The 16,197-nt window shown below is 70.0% G+C and carries 14 protein-coding genes; 13 read left to right on the top strand and 1 reads right to left on the bottom strand.

Annotated elements, in window-relative coordinates; all coding sequences use genetic code 11:
- Positions 1-94 precede the first annotated feature (94 nt).
- Positions 95-583: a transcriptional regulator BldD gene (gene bldD, locus NQK81_RS08425; protein WP_003096372.1), complete on the bottom strand. Its 489-nt coding sequence runs from the start codon at positions 581-583 to the stop codon at positions 95-97.
- Between the two features lie 260 nt (positions 584-843).
- On the opposite strand from bldD, the gene pyrR reads away from it, so the two are divergent.
- The 13 genes from pyrR to NQK81_RS08360 all read left to right on the top strand — a co-directional run bounded on the left by pyrR (position 844) and on the right by NQK81_RS08360 (position 16,165).
- On the top strand, positions 844-1,437 hold the full coding sequence (pyrR, locus tag NQK81_RS08420) for a bifunctional pyr operon transcriptional regulator/uracil phosphoribosyltransferase PyrR (protein ID WP_126731718.1): 594 nt from the start codon (positions 844-846) through the stop codon (positions 1,435-1,437).
- Positions 1,437-2,369, top strand: coding sequence for an aspartate carbamoyltransferase catalytic subunit (locus NQK81_RS08415; RefSeq protein WP_034311667.1), 933 nt, complete (start codon positions 1,437-1,439; stop codon positions 2,367-2,369). The genes pyrR and NQK81_RS08415 overlap by 1 nt, the downstream gene beginning before the upstream one ends.
- Positions 2,366-3,658, top strand: coding sequence for a dihydroorotase (locus NQK81_RS08410; protein ID WP_257487749.1), 1,293 nt, complete (start codon positions 2,366-2,368; stop codon positions 3,656-3,658). Before NQK81_RS08415 ends, NQK81_RS08410 begins: the two co-directional genes overlap by 4 nt.
- Entirely contained in the window at positions 3,655-4,164 is a 510-nt protein-coding gene (locus tag NQK81_RS08405) for a PH-like domain-containing protein (RefSeq protein ID WP_126731721.1), read from the top strand. The genes NQK81_RS08410 and NQK81_RS08405 overlap by 4 nt, the downstream gene beginning before the upstream one ends.
- On the top strand, positions 4,164-5,312 hold the full coding sequence (gene carA / locus NQK81_RS08400; protein WP_257487748.1) for a glutamine-hydrolyzing carbamoyl-phosphate synthase small subunit: 1,149 nt from the start codon (positions 4,164-4,166) through the stop codon (positions 5,310-5,312). The genes NQK81_RS08405 and carA overlap by 1 nt, the downstream gene beginning before the upstream one ends.
- Positions 5,313-5,468: 156 nt before the next feature.
- Positions 5,469-8,783 (top strand): carbamoyl-phosphate synthase large subunit, encoded by a 3,315-nt coding sequence (carB, locus tag NQK81_RS08395; RefSeq protein WP_126731724.1) that lies wholly within the window; start codon positions 5,469-5,471, stop codon positions 8,781-8,783.
- Positions 8,780-9,619: an orotidine-5'-phosphate decarboxylase gene (gene pyrF, locus NQK81_RS08390; RefSeq protein WP_257487747.1), complete on the top strand. Its 840-nt coding sequence runs from the start codon at positions 8,780-8,782 to the stop codon at positions 9,617-9,619. Before carB ends, pyrF begins: the two co-directional genes overlap by 4 nt.
- Before the next feature lie 107 nt (positions 9,620-9,726).
- Entirely contained in the window at positions 9,727-10,044 is a 318-nt protein-coding gene (mihF, locus tag NQK81_RS08385; RefSeq protein ID WP_003096398.1) for an integration host factor, actinobacterial type, read from the top strand.
- The gene (gene gmk / locus NQK81_RS08380; RefSeq protein ID WP_126731728.1) at positions 10,041-10,670 is read left to right on the top strand and encodes a guanylate kinase; all 630 of its coding nucleotides are present in this window, start codon (positions 10,041-10,043) and stop codon (positions 10,668-10,670) included. Before mihF ends, gmk begins: the two co-directional genes overlap by 4 nt.
- Before the next feature lie 23 nt (positions 10,671-10,693).
- Positions 10,694-10,963, top strand: coding sequence for a DNA-directed RNA polymerase subunit omega (gene rpoZ, locus NQK81_RS08375; protein ID WP_005152353.1), 270 nt, complete (start codon positions 10,694-10,696; stop codon positions 10,961-10,963).
- Between the two features lie 163 nt (positions 10,964-11,126).
- Positions 11,127-12,347: a bifunctional phosphopantothenoylcysteine decarboxylase/phosphopantothenate--cysteine ligase CoaBC gene (gene coaBC / locus NQK81_RS08370; RefSeq protein WP_257487746.1), complete on the top strand. Its 1,221-nt coding sequence runs from the start codon at positions 11,127-11,129 to the stop codon at positions 12,345-12,347.
- A 96-nt stretch (positions 12,348-12,443) separates the two neighbouring features.
- Complete coding sequence (gene metK / locus NQK81_RS08365; RefSeq protein WP_185927028.1) at positions 12,444-13,646, top strand: methionine adenosyltransferase; 1,203 nt, start codon at positions 12,444-12,446, stop codon at positions 13,644-13,646.
- Positions 13,647-14,074: 428 nt separating this feature from the next.
- Positions 14,075-16,165, top strand: coding sequence for a primosomal protein N' (locus NQK81_RS08360; RefSeq protein ID WP_257487745.1), 2,091 nt, complete (start codon positions 14,075-14,077; stop codon positions 16,163-16,165).
- Positions 16,166-16,197: the final 32 nt, after the last annotated feature.

The raw sequence follows: 16,197 nt of genomic DNA, 5'->3' as shown, positions 1-16,197 counted from the left end.
GGGCCGTGTCCTCTGCCGAGGGCACGGCCCGTTCTCGTGCTCGGTGGTGCCGGTTGGCGTTTCCGGTCCCCCCGGACCGAAAACGACGCCATCTCTAGTCCTCTTTGGACGGTCGAGCCTCGGGCGGCAGCACACCCCAGTCGATCAGCTGCTCGGTGAGCTCCCCGGGGGTCATGTCGTAGATGATCGCCAGCGAACGGAGGTCCTCGGTGCGGATCGAGAGCACCTTGCCGTTGTAGTCGCCGCGCTGGCTCTGGATGGTGGCCGCGTAGCGGGCGAGCGGCCCGACCTTCTCCGCCGGGAGCTGCTGCAGACGCTCCAGGTTGATGACGATCTTCGTGGCGGGCTCGGCACCCGACGGCACCCGGCCCTCCGGCAGCAGCTCGACCACCGGCACGCCGTAGAAGTCGGCGAGCTCGGCGAGCTTCTGCACGGTGACGGCGCGGTCCCCGCGCTCGTACGAACCGACGACGACGGCCTTCCAGCGGCCTCCGGACTTCTGCTCGACCCCGTGCAGGGACAGGCCCTGCTGCTGGCGGATCCCGCGGAGCTTGGCCCCGAGCGCCTTGGCGTAATCGCCCATCTGGTGGTTCTCCGTTTCCTCACCCCCAACCGGTCGAGGTGACCGATCCAGGGGACTCCTAGAGTCGAATACTCAGAGTAATGGTTACGCATAGTTGTCACCAGGTCAAGCGGGTGCTTTCGAGAGGCCTTCGTCACCTGGGGCGCGCCACTCGTAAGAATGAGCGTCCGCTCCTGCTAGTGTCGGTTCGATTTCCTCGCCAAGCAGGAAGTCGACGTCCTTTAAGGACCCGTCCAGAGAGGCGGGGAAGGAGGTCCGCCTTGTCGTCACGCCCGCGTGGCGCGGCGGAACCGGCGGGAGAGCGCGAGCTGCTCTCGTCCGGCGATGTCGCGCGCACGATCGCCCGAATGGCCCACCAGGTCATCGAGAAGACCGCTCTCGGTGCCGGTGGCTCGACTCCGCCCGTGTTGCTGGGCATCCCCACCCGGGGGACCCCGCTCGCCCTGCGGCTCGCGGACAAGATCGCCGAGTTCTCCGGCATCCGTCCGCCCACCGGCGCGCTGGACATCACGCTCTACCGTGATGATCTCCGCCGCCGCCCGCCCCGCGCGCTCGAACATTCGCAGCTGCCGCCGACCGGTATCGACGACGCGGTGGTGATCCTGGTCGACGACGTGCTGTTCTCCGGCCGCACCATCCGCGCCGCCCTCGACGCCCTGCGCGACCACGGCCGCCCGCGCGCGGTCCAGCTGGCCGTGCTGGTCGACCGCGGCCACCGCGAACTGCCGATCCGCGCCGACTACGTGGGCAAGAACGTGCCCACCTCGCGCGCCGAAGGGATCGAGGTCCTGCTGTCCGAAGTGGACGGACGGGACTCGGTTCTGCTTCGCGCGCAACCAGAAGGAGATCGATAGTGAAGCACCTGCTCGCCACCGACGGGCTCGACCCGGCGCTCGCGACAGCCGTGCTGGACACCGCGGAAGAGCTCAAGCACACCTTGCTGGGCCGCGAGGTCCGCAAACTGCCGACGTTGCGCGGCCGCACCGTCATCACGCTGTTCTACGAGAACTCGACCCGCACCCGTGTCTCGTTCGAGATCGCGGGGAAGTGGATGAGCGCCGACGTGATCAACGTCTCCGCGTCCAGTTCCTCGGTCAACAAGGGCGAATCGCTGCGGGACACCGCGCTGACGCTGGCCGCGGCCGGTGCCGACTGCGTGATCATCCGGCACCCCGCCTCCGGTGCGGCGCAGCGGCTTTCGGGCTGGCTCGCCGAAGCGGGGACGGCGGTCGTCAACGCCGGGGACGGCACCCACGAGCATCCGACGCAGGCGCTTCTCGACGCGGCCACGCTGCGGGAGCGCCTCGGTTCCTTCGAGGGCCGCCGCATCGGGATCGTCGGCGACGTCCTGCACAGCCGGGTCGCGCGGTCGAACATCCACCTGCTCTCCTCGCTGGGCGCGGAGGTGGTGCTCGTCGCGCCGCCGACGCTGCTGCCGGCGGGAGTGGAGAGCCTGCCGGTCACCGTGTCGCACGAACTCGACGCCGAACTGCCCGCGCTCGACGCGGTCATGATGCTGCGGGTCCAGGCCGAACGCATGCACGGGGGCTTTTTCCCGAGCGCGCGCGAGTACTCGATCGCCTACGGCCTCAACGAACGGCGGATGAAGCTGCTGCCCGAGCACGCCGTCGTCCTGCACCCCGGCCCGATGCTGCGCGGGATGGAGATCGCCTCGGCGGTCGCCGACTCCCCGGCCTCGGCCATCACCGAACAGGTCCGCAACGGCGTCCACGTGCGCATGGCGGTCCTTTACCACTTGCTCGCCAGTGAAGGAGCCGCTGCATGACCACCGTCCTGATCAAGGGCGCCCGACCCTACGGCGAGGGCGATCCGGTCGACGTGCTCGTCGAGGACGGGGTCATCACCGACATCGGTTCGCTCGACGCGCCAGAAGAAGCCGAAGTGATCGACGCGGGCGGCCAGGTGCTGCTCCCCGGTCTCGTCGACCTGCACACCCACCTGCGCGAACCGGGGCGCGAGGACACCGAGACCATCGCCACCGGTTCGGCCGCGGCCGCGCTCGGCGGCTACACCGCGGTGTTCGCCATGGCCAACACCGACCCGGTGGCCGACAACGCGGTGATCGTCGACCACGTGTGGCGGCGCGGCCAGGAGGCCGGGCTGGTCGACGTGCACCCGGTCGGCGCGGTCACCGTGGGGCTCAAGGGCGAGAAGCTCGCCGAACTGGGCACCATGGCGAAATCCGAAGCCCGGGTGAAGGTGTTCTCCGACGACGGCCTCTGCGTCGCGGACCCGCTGCTCATGCGCCGCGCGCTGGAGTACTCGACGGCGCTCGGCGTGGTCATCGCCCAGCACGCCGAGGAACCGCGGCTGACAGTCGGCGCTCAGGCGCACGAGGGCGAGCAGGCCGCGCGCCTGGGTTACACCGGGTGGCCCGCCTCGGCGGAGGAGTCGATCGTCGCCCGTGACTGCCTGCTCGCCGAGCACGCGAACGCGCGGCTGCACGTCTGCCATGTTTCGACCTCGGGTACCGCGGACATCCTCAAGTGGGCCAAGGACCGCGGCACCAAGGTCTCGGCCGAGGTCACCCCGCACCACCTGCTGCTGACCGACGAGCGGCTCGCGACCTACGACCCGGTCAACAAGGTCAACCCGCCGCTGCGCACGGAGTCCGACGCCGAAAAGCTGCGCGCCGCGCTCGCCGAAGGCGTCATCGACTGCGTCGCCACGGACCACGCCCCGCACGCGGTCCAGGACAAGGACTGCGAGTGGAGCTCGGCCCGGCCGGGCATGCTCGGCCTGCAGACCGCGCTGTCGATCGTGGTCGAGACCATGGTCCGCACCGGCCTGCTGGACTGGCGGGGCGTCGCGCGCGTGATGAGCGAACGGCCCGCCGAGATCGGCAACCTGACCGACCACGGCCGTCCGATCGAGGTCGGCGAGCCCGCCAACCTGACGCTGGTGGACCCGGACACCGAATGGACCGTGCGGGGCGCCGAGTTCGCGAGTATCGCGGCGAACACCCCGTACGAAGGAATGCGGCTCCCCGGCGTGGTGACGGCGACGTTGCTGCGCGGGCGGATCACCGCACGGGAAGGGAAGATCGCATCATGAGTGACCGGCTTCTGCTGACCCTGGCGGTCTTCGCCTTCTTCCTGTTCTGCGTCTTCCTGATGTGGCGCGGCTGGCGGCGCAAGTCCCGGGCGCAGAGCGTCCAGGTGCCGCCGTTCCCGGAGATCCCCGCGGAGCCCGGTGAGGCCTTGCTCGAATCGACCGGCCTCTACGTCAGCACGACGACCGCCGGGCACTGGCAGGACCGCGTCGTCACCCGCGGCGCCGGCCTGCGCACCGGCGCGGTGTGGCGCCTGCACGAAGACGGCATCGCCATCGAACGCGGCGGCGCCCCGGACTTCTGGATCCCGCGCGCGTCCGTCACCGGCGTCCGCAAGGACAAGGGGATGGCCGGGAAGGTGATGGGCATCGACGCGCTGCTCGTCGTCACCTGGCTGGCCGGCGACGTCGAGCTGGACACCGGATTCCGCGGCGACGACGTCGACGACTATCCACAGTGGATCGAAGCTTTGCAAGACACCCGTAACGACATCAAGGGAGGTGCCTGATGAGCACCGCGAATGGTTCCAGGACCCCCGCAGCGCTGGTCCTGGAGGACGGCAGGGTCTTCCGCGGCTCCGCGTACGGCGCCCGTGGCCGCAGCCTGGGTGAGGCGGTGTTCTGCACCGGGATGACCGGCTACCAGGAGACGCTGACCGACCCCTCCTACCACCGGCAGATCGTGGTCCAGACCGCGCCGCAGATCGGCAACACCGGCTGGAACGACGAGGACGACGAGTCCTCGCGCATCTGGGTCTCGGGCTACGTCGTCCGCGATCCCGCGCGCACCCCGTCCAACTGGCGCTCCAAGCGCACGCTGGACGAGGAACTGGAGCGTCAGGGCGTCGTCGGGATCTCCGAAGTGGACACCCGCACGCTGACCCGGCACCTGCGCGAGCAGGGCGCCATGCGGTCGGGTGTCTTCTCGGGCGACGCGCTGGGCACCGACGAGGAGATGCTCGCGCAGGTGCGGGCGAGCCCGCAGATGAAGGGCGCCGACCTCGCCGGTGAAGTCACCACGAAGCAGGCGTACGTCGTCGAGGCGCGGGGCGAGCGGAAGTTCCGCGTGGCCGCGCTGGATCTGGGCATCAAGTCCAACACCCCGCGCATGATGGCCGCTCGCGGTATCGAGGTGCACGTGCTGCCGTCGTCGTCCACTGTGGACGAACTGCTCGCCGTCGAGGCGGACGGGGTGTTCCTGTCCAACGGCCCCGGCGACCCGGCGACCACCGCGCACGCCACGGAGCTGACGAAAGCGGTGCTGCAGCGGGAGATCCCGCTGTTCGGCATCTGCTTCGGCAACCAGATCCTCGGCCGCGCGCTGGGACTGGGCACCTACAAGATGCGCTACGGCCACCGCGGCATCAACATCCCGGTGATCGACGTGGCCACCAAACGTGTCGCGATCACCGCGCAGAACCACGGTTTCGCCCTCGAAGGCGAGCCCGGTCAGCGGTTCGAGACGCCGTTCGGCGCCGCGCAGATCTCGCACTACTGCCCGAACGACGACACCGTCGAAGGTGTCCGCGCGTTCGACGTCCCCGCGTTCTCGGTGCAGTACCACCCCGAGGCCGCCGCCGGCCCGCACGACGCGGCCCCCTTGTTCGATGAGTTCGTCGGCTTGATGGAGAAGAGCGCGGGGCGGGGAAATGGCTGACCAGGTGAGCGGCCACGACGGCGCGCACTGGCCGAAGGCCTCGCGAACGTGGAGGCGGTCCGCCTTCGGCGCGGACCGCAACGGAATTCAAGAACTCACGGCCCGGCTACGCGTTCGTCGACCGCGCGCCATGATCAACACGGAGAAGGCCAAGTAATGCCGAAGAGGACAGACATCCAGCACGTGCTGGTGATCGGCTCCGGGCCGATCGTGATCGGCCAGGCGGCGGAGTTCGACTACTCCGGCACCCAGGCCTGCCGCGTACTCCGCGAAGAGGGACTGCGCGTCTCGCTGGTGAACTCGAACCCGGCGACCATCATGACCGACCCCGAGTTCGCCGACGCCACCTACATCGAGCCGGTCACCCCGGAATTCGTCGAGAAGGTCATCGCCGAGGAGCGTCCCGACGCGATCCTCGCGACCCTCGGCGGGCAGACGGCGCTGAACTGCGCGGTCGCCCTGCACGAGCGCGGTGTGCTCGAGAAGTACGGCGTCGAGCTGATCGGCGCCGACGTCGAGGCCATCCAGCGCGGTGAGGACCGGCAGAAGTTCAAGGACATCGTCCGCACGATCGGCGGCGAGGTGCCGCGGTCGCGGGTCTGCCACGACATGGACGAGGTCCGCGCGACCGTCGCCGAGGTCGGCCTCCCGGTGGTCATCCGGCCGTCGTTCACCATGGGCGGGCTCGGCTCGGGGATGGCGCACACCGACGAGGAGCTGGAGCGGCTCGCCTCCACCGGGCTCACCGAGTCGCCGGTCACCGAGGTGCTCATCGAGGAGAGCGTCCTCGGCTGGAAGGAGTTCGAACTCGAGCTCATGCGCGACCGGCACGACAACGTGGTGGTCGTCTGCTCGATCGAGAACATCGACGCGATGGGCGTGCACACCGGCGACTCGGTCACCGTCGCGCCCGCGATGACCCTGACCGACCGCGAGTACCAGCACATGCGCGACGTCGGCATCGCCGTGCTGCGCGAGGTCGGTGTCGACACCGGCGGCTGCAACATCCAGTTCGCGATCAACCCCGAGGACGGCCGCATGGTCGTCATCGAGATGAACCCGCGCGTGTCCCGTTCCAGCGCGCTGGCGTCGAAGGCGACCGGGTTCCCGATCGCCAAGATCGCCGCGAAGCTCGCCATCGGCTACACCCTCGACGAGATCCGCAACGACATCACCGGCGAGACCCCGGCGGCCTTCGAGCCGACGCTGGACTACGTCGTGGTGAAGGTGCCGCGGTTCGCCTTCGAGAAGTTCCCCGGCGCGGACCCGACGCTCACCACGACGATGAAGAGCGTCGGCGAGGCGATGTCGTTCGGCCGCAGTTTCCCCGAGGCGCTCGGCAAGGCGCTGCGGTCCATCGACACCAAGGCCACCGGCTTCTGGACCCGGCCCGATCCCGAAGGCGCGACGCTGGAGTCCGTGCTGGAGGCCCTGCGTACGCCGCACGACGGACGCCTCTACGAGGTCGAGCGGGCGCTGCGGTTCGGCGCCACCGTCCAGCAGGTGCACGAGGCGTCGGGGATCGACCCCTGGTTCATCGACCAGATCGCCCTCATCGGCGAGGTCGGCGCCGAGGTCCGTGACGCCCAGGTCCTCGACGAGCCGCTGCTGCGGCGCGCCAAGCGGATCGGCCTCTCCGACCGCCAGATCGCCTCGCTGCGGCCGGAACTGGCCGGGGAGGACGGCGTCCGCGCGCTGCGCCGCCGTCTCGGCGTGCGGCCGGTCTACAAGACCGTCGACACCTGCGCGGCCGAGTTCGCGGCCAAGACGCCGTACCACTACTCGGCCTACGAGACCGACCCCGCGGCGCAGTCGGAGATCACCGCGCAGACCGACAAGCCGAAGGTGCTGATCCTCGGCTCCGGGCCGAACCGCATCGGGCAGGGCATCGAGTTCGACTACTCGTGCGTGCACGCCGCGATCGCCCTGCGCGAGGCCGGTTTCGAGGCCGTCATGGTCAACTGCAACCCCGAGACCGTCTCCACCGACTACGACACCTCGGACCGGCTCTACTTCGAGCCGCTGTCGTTCGAGGACGTCCTTGAAGTGGTCAACGCCGAGCAGGAGTCGGGCACCGTCGCCGGGGTCATCGTTCAGCTGGGCGGCCAGACCCCGCTCTCGCTCGCGAAGCGCCTCGCCGACGCCGGTGTCCCCGTGATCGGCACCTCCCCGGACGCGATCCACCTCGCCGAGGACCGCGGCGCGTTCGGCGAGGTCCTCACCGACGCCGGGCTGCCCGCGCCGAAGTACGGCACGGCGACCTCGTTCGAGGGCGCGAAGCGGATCGCCGACCAGATCGGTTACCCGGTCCTCGTGCGGCCGTCCTACGTGCTCGGCGGACGCGGCATGGAGATCGTCTACGACGAGGAATCCCTCGCCGGTTACATCCACCGCGCCACCGAGGTCACCCCCGAGCACCCGGTGCTCGTGGACCGGTTCCTCGACGACGCCATCGAGATCGACGTCGACGCGCTGTTCGACGGCGACGAGCTCTTCCTCGGCGGCGTCATGGAGCACATCGAGGAGGCCGGGATCCACTCCGGCGACTCCTCGTGCGCGCTGCCGCCGATCACGCTGGGCCGGACCGACATCGAGACGGTGCGCCGCTCGACCGAGGCCATCGCGCGCGGCGTCGGCGTCCGCGGGCTCCTGAACGTGCAGTACGCGCTCAAGGACGACGTCCTCTACGTCCTGGAGGCCAACCCGCGCGCGTCGCGGACGGTGCCGTTCGTGTCGAAGGCGACCGCGGTGCCGCTGGCCAAGGCCGCCGCGCTGATCATGACCGGCTCGTCGATCAAGGATCTGCGCGAATCCGGCGTCCTGCCCGCCGAGGGTGACGGCGGCCACATGCCCGCCGATTCGCCGGTCGCGGTCAAGGAGGCGGTCCTGCCGTTCCACCGCTTCCGTACCCCCGAGGGCCACGGCGTCGACTCGCTGCTCGGCCCGGAGATGAAGTCCACCGGCGAGGTCATGGGCGTGGACGTCTCCTTCGGCAAGGCGTTCGCCAAGTCGCAGGCCGGCGCCTACGGTTCGCTGCCGACGTCGGGCAAGGTGTTCGTCTCCGTCGCCAACCGCGACAAGCGTTCGCTGGTGTTCCCGGTGAAGCGGCTGGCGGACCTCGGATTCGAGATCCTCGCCACGTCCGGCACCGCGGAAGTGTTGCGGCGCAACGGGATCGCCTGCACCGTCGTGCGCAAGCACTACGAGGGTTCCGCTGAAGGCGAACAGAACGTCGTGGACGTCATCCTCAGCGGTGAGGTCCAGATGGTGATCAACACCCCGTACGGCAACAGCGGTCCGCGGATCGACGGCTACGAGATCCGCACCGCCGCGGTGTCGCGCGACATCCCCTGCATCACCACGGTGCAGGGCGCGGCGGCGGCCGTGCACGGGATAGAGGCCGTCATCAAGGGCGACATCGGCGTGCGGTCGCTGCAGAGCCTGCAGGCGGCGCTGAAGGCCAAGGCATGAGCGAGCGGTTCGGGGCGAGGCTGGCGCGGGCGGTCGCGGAGAAGGGACCGCTCTGCGCCGGTATCGACCCTCATCCCGGGCTGCTCCAGGCGTGGGGTCTCCCGGCGGACGCGGGCGGTTTGGAGAAGTTCGCCCTCACGGCCGCTGAGACGCTGGCGCCCGAGGTCGCGGTGATCAAGCCCCAGTCGGCCTTTTTCGAGGCCTACGGGCCTCCTGGGGTCGCCGTTCTGGCCAAGACGATGAAGGTGTGCCGGGAGGCGGGCGCGCTCGTCCTGCTGGACGTCAAACGCGGCGACATCGGTTCGACCATGGCGGCGTACACGGCGGCGTTCCTGCCCGCCGGCGCGGAACTCGAGGCGGACGCCATCACGGTGTCGCCGTACCTCGGCTTCGGTTCGCTGGCCCCCGCGATCGACGTCGCGCAGGCGCAGGGCAAGGGCCTGATCGTCCTGGCGCGCACTTCGAACCCGGAGGCGCAGGGATTGCAGAACGCCTTGCTGCCCAACGGAAAAACCGTCGCGCAGGACATCGTCGACACGGCGGCCGCGTACAACGCGGGCGTCGGGCCGCTGGGTGACATCGGTGTCGTCGTCGGCGCCACCATCGCGCCGGGGGAGCTCGATCTGAGCAAGCTGAACGGTCCGATCCTGGCGCCCGGTTTCGGAGCCCAGGGAGCCACCGTGGCCGATCTCCGGGGCCTTTTCGGCCCAGGACTCCCGGGTGTGCTCCCGGCGTCCTCCCGTGACGTGCTCAAGCACGGACCGGACCCCGAAGCGTTGCGTGCGGCCGTTCGGCGGACCCGGGATTCCCTCGGTCCCCTGGAAAAAGGCCAATAGCAGGCCCGGGAATCCGTCATGACCAGCCACCCCCGCATTGTGGGCCGAGGTAACGGGTGGGTACCGTCGCCACACCCACCCAGATTTGAGAACTACCGGAGGAAAACGTGGCACTTCCCCAGCTGACAGAGGAACAGCGCGCTGCGGCGCTGGAGAAGGCCGCCGCCGCCCGCCGCATCCGTGCTGAGCTGAAGGAGCGGCTGAAGCGGGGCGGTACCACTCTGGTCGACGTGTTGAAGCAGGCCGAGGAGAACGAAGTCCTCGGCAAGATGAAGGTCTCGGCTCTGCTCGAGGCTCTTCCGGGCGTCGGCAAGGTCCGTGCCCAGCAGACCATGGAACGACTGGAGATCGCACCCAGCCGTCGTCTTCGCGGCCTCGGCGACCGGCAGCGCAAGGCGCTGCTGGCCGAATTCAGCGGCGAGTGAGCGGCATCGGTCAGGACCACCCGGTGAACCCGGGCGCTGACCGCGGCGGTGAGCCGGTGGCGGGAGTCGAATCCCGGCACCGGCTCACGGTCGTCTCAGGGCCTTCGGGGGTCGGGAAGTCGAGCGTGGCCAAGGAGCTGCGCAAGCTGGATCCGGAGATCTATTTCAGCGTCTCGGTGACCACCAGGAAGCCGAGGCCGGGTGAGGTGGACGGCGAGCACTACCACTTCATCGACCGGGCCGAGTTCGACCGTATGGTCGCCGGCGGCGAACTGCTCGAACACGCCGAGTTCGCGGGCAACTGCTACGGCACCCCGCGCGGGCCCGTCGAGCGGGTGCTCGCCGAAGGCCGCAACGCGATACTGGAGATCGAACTCCAGGGCGCGCGGCAGGTCCGCAGGGCGATGCCGGAGGCCCGGCTGGTGATGCTGATGCCGCCGTCGTGGGAGGAACTGGTCGGCAGGCTGACCGGCCGCGGTACCGAGAACGAAGCCGCGGTGAAGGCCAGGCTGGCCGAGGCCGAACGCGAACTCGCCGCCGCCGGGGAGTTCGACGAGCGCGTCGTCAACGCCGACGTGCGAGAGGCCGCTGAGCAGTTGCTAAACTTGATAACCGGCGACAAGTAACCCGAAGATTCGGAGCACCACGAGTGACGACTCAGGCCACGCTGCACGAAGAGCTCGAAGGCATCACCAACCCGCCCATCGACGACCTCCTCGAGAAGGTCAGCTCGAAGTACGCGCTGGTGATCTACTCGGCCAAGCGCGCTCGTCAGATCAACGACTACTACGCCCAGCTGGGCGAGGGCCTGCTGGAGTACGTCGGCCCGCTGGTCGAGCCGGGCCCGCGTGAGAAGCCGCTGTCCATCGCCCTGCGCGAGATCCACGGCGGCCTGCTCGAGCACACCGAGGGTGAGTAAGACCTCGATGGCCGCGGCGGCTGTCAAGGCGACAGTAGGGCGCGGGCCTGCCGAAGGCCCCGCTATCGGGATGGCAGGGCGTTGATCAGCGTGAGCGAGGTCGTCGAAGTGACATGCCCTGGCAGCCCGATCGCGGTGCCGCGCGGAATCGCCGAGTACACCGTTGAGTAAACCCAAGATCGTCCTGGGCGTGGGCGGCGGGATCGCCGCCTACAAGGCCTGTGAGGTCCTCCGCGGACTGACCGAAACCGGTCACGACGTCCGCGTGGTCCCCACCGAAGCCGCGCTGAACTTCGTCGGCGCGGCCACCTTCGAGGCACTGTCCGGGAACCCGGTGCACACCGGCGTGTTCACCGAGGTGCCCGAGGTCCAGCACGTCCGCGTCGGCAAGGAAGCCGACCTGGTGATCGTCGTGCCCGCCACGGCGAACCTGCTCGCCAAGGCCGCGCACGGCATCGCGGACGACCTGCTGACCAACACCCTGCTCACCGCCCGGTGCCCGGTCGCCTTCTTCCCGGCGATGCACACCGAGATGTGGGAGCACCCGGCCACCCGCGACAACGTGGCGCTGCTGCGTTCGCGCGGCCTGGTCGTCGCCGAACCCGCCGCCGGCAGGCTGACCGGCAAGGACACCGGCAAGGGACGGCTCGCCGACCCCGCCGAGATCGTCGACCTCGCCCGGCTCCTGCTCGCCGTGCCGAAGGCCCTCCCGCGCGACCTCGAAGGCGTGCGCGTGGCCATCTCGGCGGGCGGCACCCGTGAACCACTGGACCCGGTCCGGTATCTGGGCAACCGTTCGTCGGGCAAACAGGGCTACGCGCTGGCCCGCGTCGCCGCCCAGCGCGGCGCCGAAGTCACGCTGGTCGCCGCGCACACCATCGCGCTGCCGGAGCCCGCGGGCGCGAAGGTCGTCCACGTGTCGACCGCCGAGGAACTGCGCCAGGCGATGCACGCCGAGGCCGCCACCGCCGACGTCGTGGTGATGGCCGCCGCCGTCGCCGATTTCCGGCCGTCCAACCGGGCGGACCACAAGATCAAGAAGTCCGATGACGCGCCGGACCCCGTGGTCGAGCTCGCGCGCAACGCGGACATCCTGGCCGAACTGGTGCGAAACCGGGCGAACGGCCAGGTGGTCGTCGGTTTCGCCGCCGAAACCGGGGACGACAAGGGCGGCGTACTGGATCACGCCAGGGTCAAACTGAAGCGCAAGGGCGCGGACCTGCTGGTGGTGAACGCCGTCGGCGAGGGGAAGGCCTTCGGGACCGAGGACAACTCGGGCTGGCTGCTCGGGGCCGACGGCACCGAGATCCCGATTCCCCTCGGCGCCAAGGCTGAACTGGCGTCCACATTGTGGGATGCTGTTGTGACCTTGATGAAGCGTTGAGAGCCCGCCCAGCGATAGTCAGTAGGCTTGATTGCAAGCTGAGGGGTGCCTAACTTACTGGGCATCAGACGTCTAGGTGAGGGAGTGACGGCCACCGTGAGCGCGTCCACGAGCAGACTGTTCACGTCGGAATCGGTGACCGAAGGTCATCCCGACAAAATTTGCGATGCCATCAGCGACTCGATCCTGGACGGTCTGCTGGCTAAAGACCCGCGCAGCCGGGTCGCGGTCGAAACCCTCATCACCACCGGGCAGGTGCACGTCGCCGGAGAGGTGACCACCGAGGCCTACGCGGACATCCCGACCATCGTCCGCGACGTGATCCTGAAGATCGGCTACGACTCTTCGGCCAAGGGCTTCGACGGCAACTCCTGCGGCGTCAACGTCGCGATCGGCTCCCAGTCGCCGGACATCGCACAGGGTGTCGACACGGCGTACGAGTCCCGCGTCGAGTCCGACGAGGACGAGATCAACCGCCAGGGCGCGGGCGACCAGGGCCTGATGTTCGGCTACGCCTGCTCGGACACCCCCGAGCTGATGCCGCTGCCGATCGCGCTGGCGCACCGGCTCTCGCAGCGGCTGACCAGGGTCCGCAAGGACGGCGTGCTGCCGTACCTGCGCCCGGACGGCAAGACCCAGGTCACCATCGAGTACGCCGGCGACCAGCCGGTGCGGCTCGACACGGTGGTCGTGTCCACCCAGCACGCCGACGGCATCGACCTCGAGCAGATGCTCGGCGTCGACGTCCGCGAGCACGTGGTCGCCCCGGAGATCGCCGACCTCGGCCTCGACACCTCCAACGTGCGGCTGCTGGTCAACCCGACCGGCCGCTTCGTCATCGGCGGCCCGATGGGCGACGCCGGCCTGACCGGCCGCAAGATCATCGTCGACACCTACGGCGGCATGGCCCGTCACGGTGGCGGCGCGTTCTCCGGCAAGGACCCGTCCAAGGTGGACCGCTCGGCCGCGTACGCGATGCGCTGGGTGGCGAAGAACGTCATCGCCGCCGGGCTCGCCTCGCGCGCCGAGGTCCAGGTCGCGTACGCGATCGGCAAGGCGGCCCCGGTGGGCCTCTTCGTCGAGACCTTCGGCACCGAGACGGTCGACCCGTCGAAGATCCAGGCCGCCATCCAGGAGGTCTTCGACCTGCGTCCGGCCGCGATCATCCGCGACCTCGACCTGCTTCGCCCGATCTACGCGCCGACGGCCGCGTACGGCCACTTCGGCCGTCCCGAGCTGGAGCTCCCGTGGGAGAGCACGGCGCGGGCCGCGGACCTGAAGTCGGCCGCGGGCGCCTGATCCGTCGTTCCGTCCGTGAAGGCCTCCTTGCCTACCTTGAGGGTAGGGAAGGAGGCCTTCACTACGTCTGCCTGCTGGAAGTGGCGACATGCTCGTCAGGGCGGTGGCGGGCCCGGCCGCAGCCGACGTTGCGAAAGCCACTTTCGCAACGTTGAAGGTTGCGAAAGTGGCTTTCGCAACCCCCGGTCGAGCCCAGCACCCAACAGAACCCCGGCGTTACAAGACGACACGCGAAGACGCCACCCGTGCACCCGCAGTAGGTACACAAAGACACCCTTGGTCCTAACCCGAATCGCCACTCGCGACCACCTTGACCTGCGCGGTACGCGTGCGATGAACGGTCCGTTCCTGGCAAATTTCGCAAGCAGCGGACCGTTCATCGCACGCGGTGACCGGCACTGGCGCCCGAGTCTGGTAGAGATCACCGGGTGAGCAGCAGTCCCGAACCGACCCCGCTGTGGGACCTTCCGGAGCCGAAAGCCGAGCCGGCGCGGAAGGCCAAGCCGGCGCGCGCGAAAACGGCCAGCCGCCGCGGCGCGCAGAACCCCGCGCCCGAGAACCCGGTCGCCCGGATCGTCGTGGACATCCCGCTCACGCACCTCGACCGCACCTTCGACTACCGGATCCCCGAGAAGCTGCACGAAGCCGCCGTACCCGGCTGCCGGGTCCGCGTCCGGTTCGCGGGTCAGCTCGTCGACGGGTACCTCGTCGAACGCGCCGACACCACCGAGTTCACCGGGAAGCTCGCGTACATCGACCGGGTGACCTCCAGCGAGCCGGTGCTGCCTCCGGCGCTGCACACGCTCTGCAGGTCCGTCGCGGACCGGTACGGTGGCACGCTCAGCGACGTCCTGCGGCTCGCGATCCCGTCCCGGCACGCGAAGGTCGAGGCCGAACCGCCCGCCGAACCCGCGCCGTCACCGGAGCCGCCCGAAACCACCGCCTGGGAGAAGTACCAGAGCGGTCCGGCGTTCCTGGAGGCCGTCGCGGAACGGCGTCCCGCCAACGCCGTCTGGCAGGCGCTTCCGGGCGAGGACTGGCCTCGCCGCCTCGCCGAAGCCGCCGCCGTCGCGGCCGCCGCTGGCCGGGGTGTCGTCATGGTGGTTCCCGACCATCGCGACCTGACACGGCTCCACGACGCGTGTGTTTCCTTGCTGGGCGCCGATTCCGTGGTCGCGCTGATCGCCGGGCTGGGGCCCGCCGAGCGCTATCGCCGGTGGCTCGCGGTGCTGCGCGGCGCGGTGCGCGTCGTCGTCGGCACACGCGCGGCGATGTTCGCGCCGGTCGCCGATCCCGGCCTGTTCGTGGTGTGGGACGACGGCGACGACGTCCACCTCGACCAGCACGCGCCGTACCCGCACGTTCGCGACGTGCTGATGGATCGCGCGCACGCCGCGAAGGGCTCCATGCTCGTCGCCGGGTTCGCGCGGACCGCCGAAGCGCAATTCCTGGTGGAATCGGGCTGGGCGCAGCCGCTCGTGGCGGCCCGCCCCGAACTGCGGGCGGCCGCGCCGCGGGTCACGCCGGTCGGTGAGGACTTCGACGTCGCCCGGGACGAAGCGGCGAAGGCCGCGCGGCTCCCATCGGTCGCCTTCGAGGCGGCGCGGCAGTCGCTGGCGGGTGGATTCCCTGTGCTGGTCCAGGTTCCGCGTCGCGGTTACGTCCCGGGGCTCGCTTGTGGCAACTGCCGGACGTCGGCGCATTGCCGTCGTTGCGCCGGCCCGTTGTCCTTGCCCGGCGGGCTGATCGACGGCTCGCCGAGGCCGCCCGCGTGCCGGTGGTGCGGTGTCCCCGAGACGAACTTCCATTGCGCCGCTTGCGGTTCCGTCCGGCTGCGGGCGGTCGTCGTCGGCTCCAAGCGGACCGCGGAGGAACTGGGCCGGGCGTTCTCCGGCTTCCCCGTGCGGACCTCGGGCGCGACGGAGGTTTTGGCGTCGGTGCCCGGAAAACCGGCGCTGGTGGTGTGCACGCCCGGAGCCGAGCCGGTCGCGGAGGGCGGCTACGGCGCGGCACTGCTGCTCGACGGCTGGGCGCTGCTCGGACGGCAGGACCTGCGCGCGGGGGAGGAGACCCTGCGCCGCTGGATGGCGGCCGCGGCCCTGGTGCGGCCGGGGACCGACGGCGGTCGCGTGTTCGTCGGCGCGGAAGCGGGCTTGTCGGTCGTCCAGGCTCTGGTGCGCTGGGACCCGGGCTGGCACGCGAGCCTGGAACTGGCCGAGCGGCGCGAACTCGGGTTCCCGCCCGCGATGCGGATGGCGAGTATCGAGGGCACGCCGGACGCGGTCGCCGGACTGCTCGACGACCTCGCCCTCCCGGAGACCGGTGAGGTGCTGGGCCCGGTGCCGCTCGGCGAGGTCGACGAGGACGGCAACGCCGAACGCGAGCGGGCCCTGGTGCGCGTCGCGCGCCCGGACGGGAAGGCGCTCGCCGCCGCCGTCCATGCCGCGGCCGCGCGCCGGGACGCGCGCAAGGCCCCGGAACCCATCCGGATCCAGCTGGACCCCCTGGAGCTCATCTGACCCCCTGCATTTCGTCCTCTGGATGCGGTAGT

Source organism: Amycolatopsis roodepoortensis (assembly GCF_024628825.1).
Lineage (GTDB): Bacteria > Actinomycetota > Actinomycetes > Mycobacteriales > Pseudonocardiaceae > Amycolatopsis > Amycolatopsis roodepoortensis.
The sequence above is the reverse complement of the archived record's forward strand: the minus strand, read 5'-3'. Positions and strand labels throughout refer to the sequence as shown.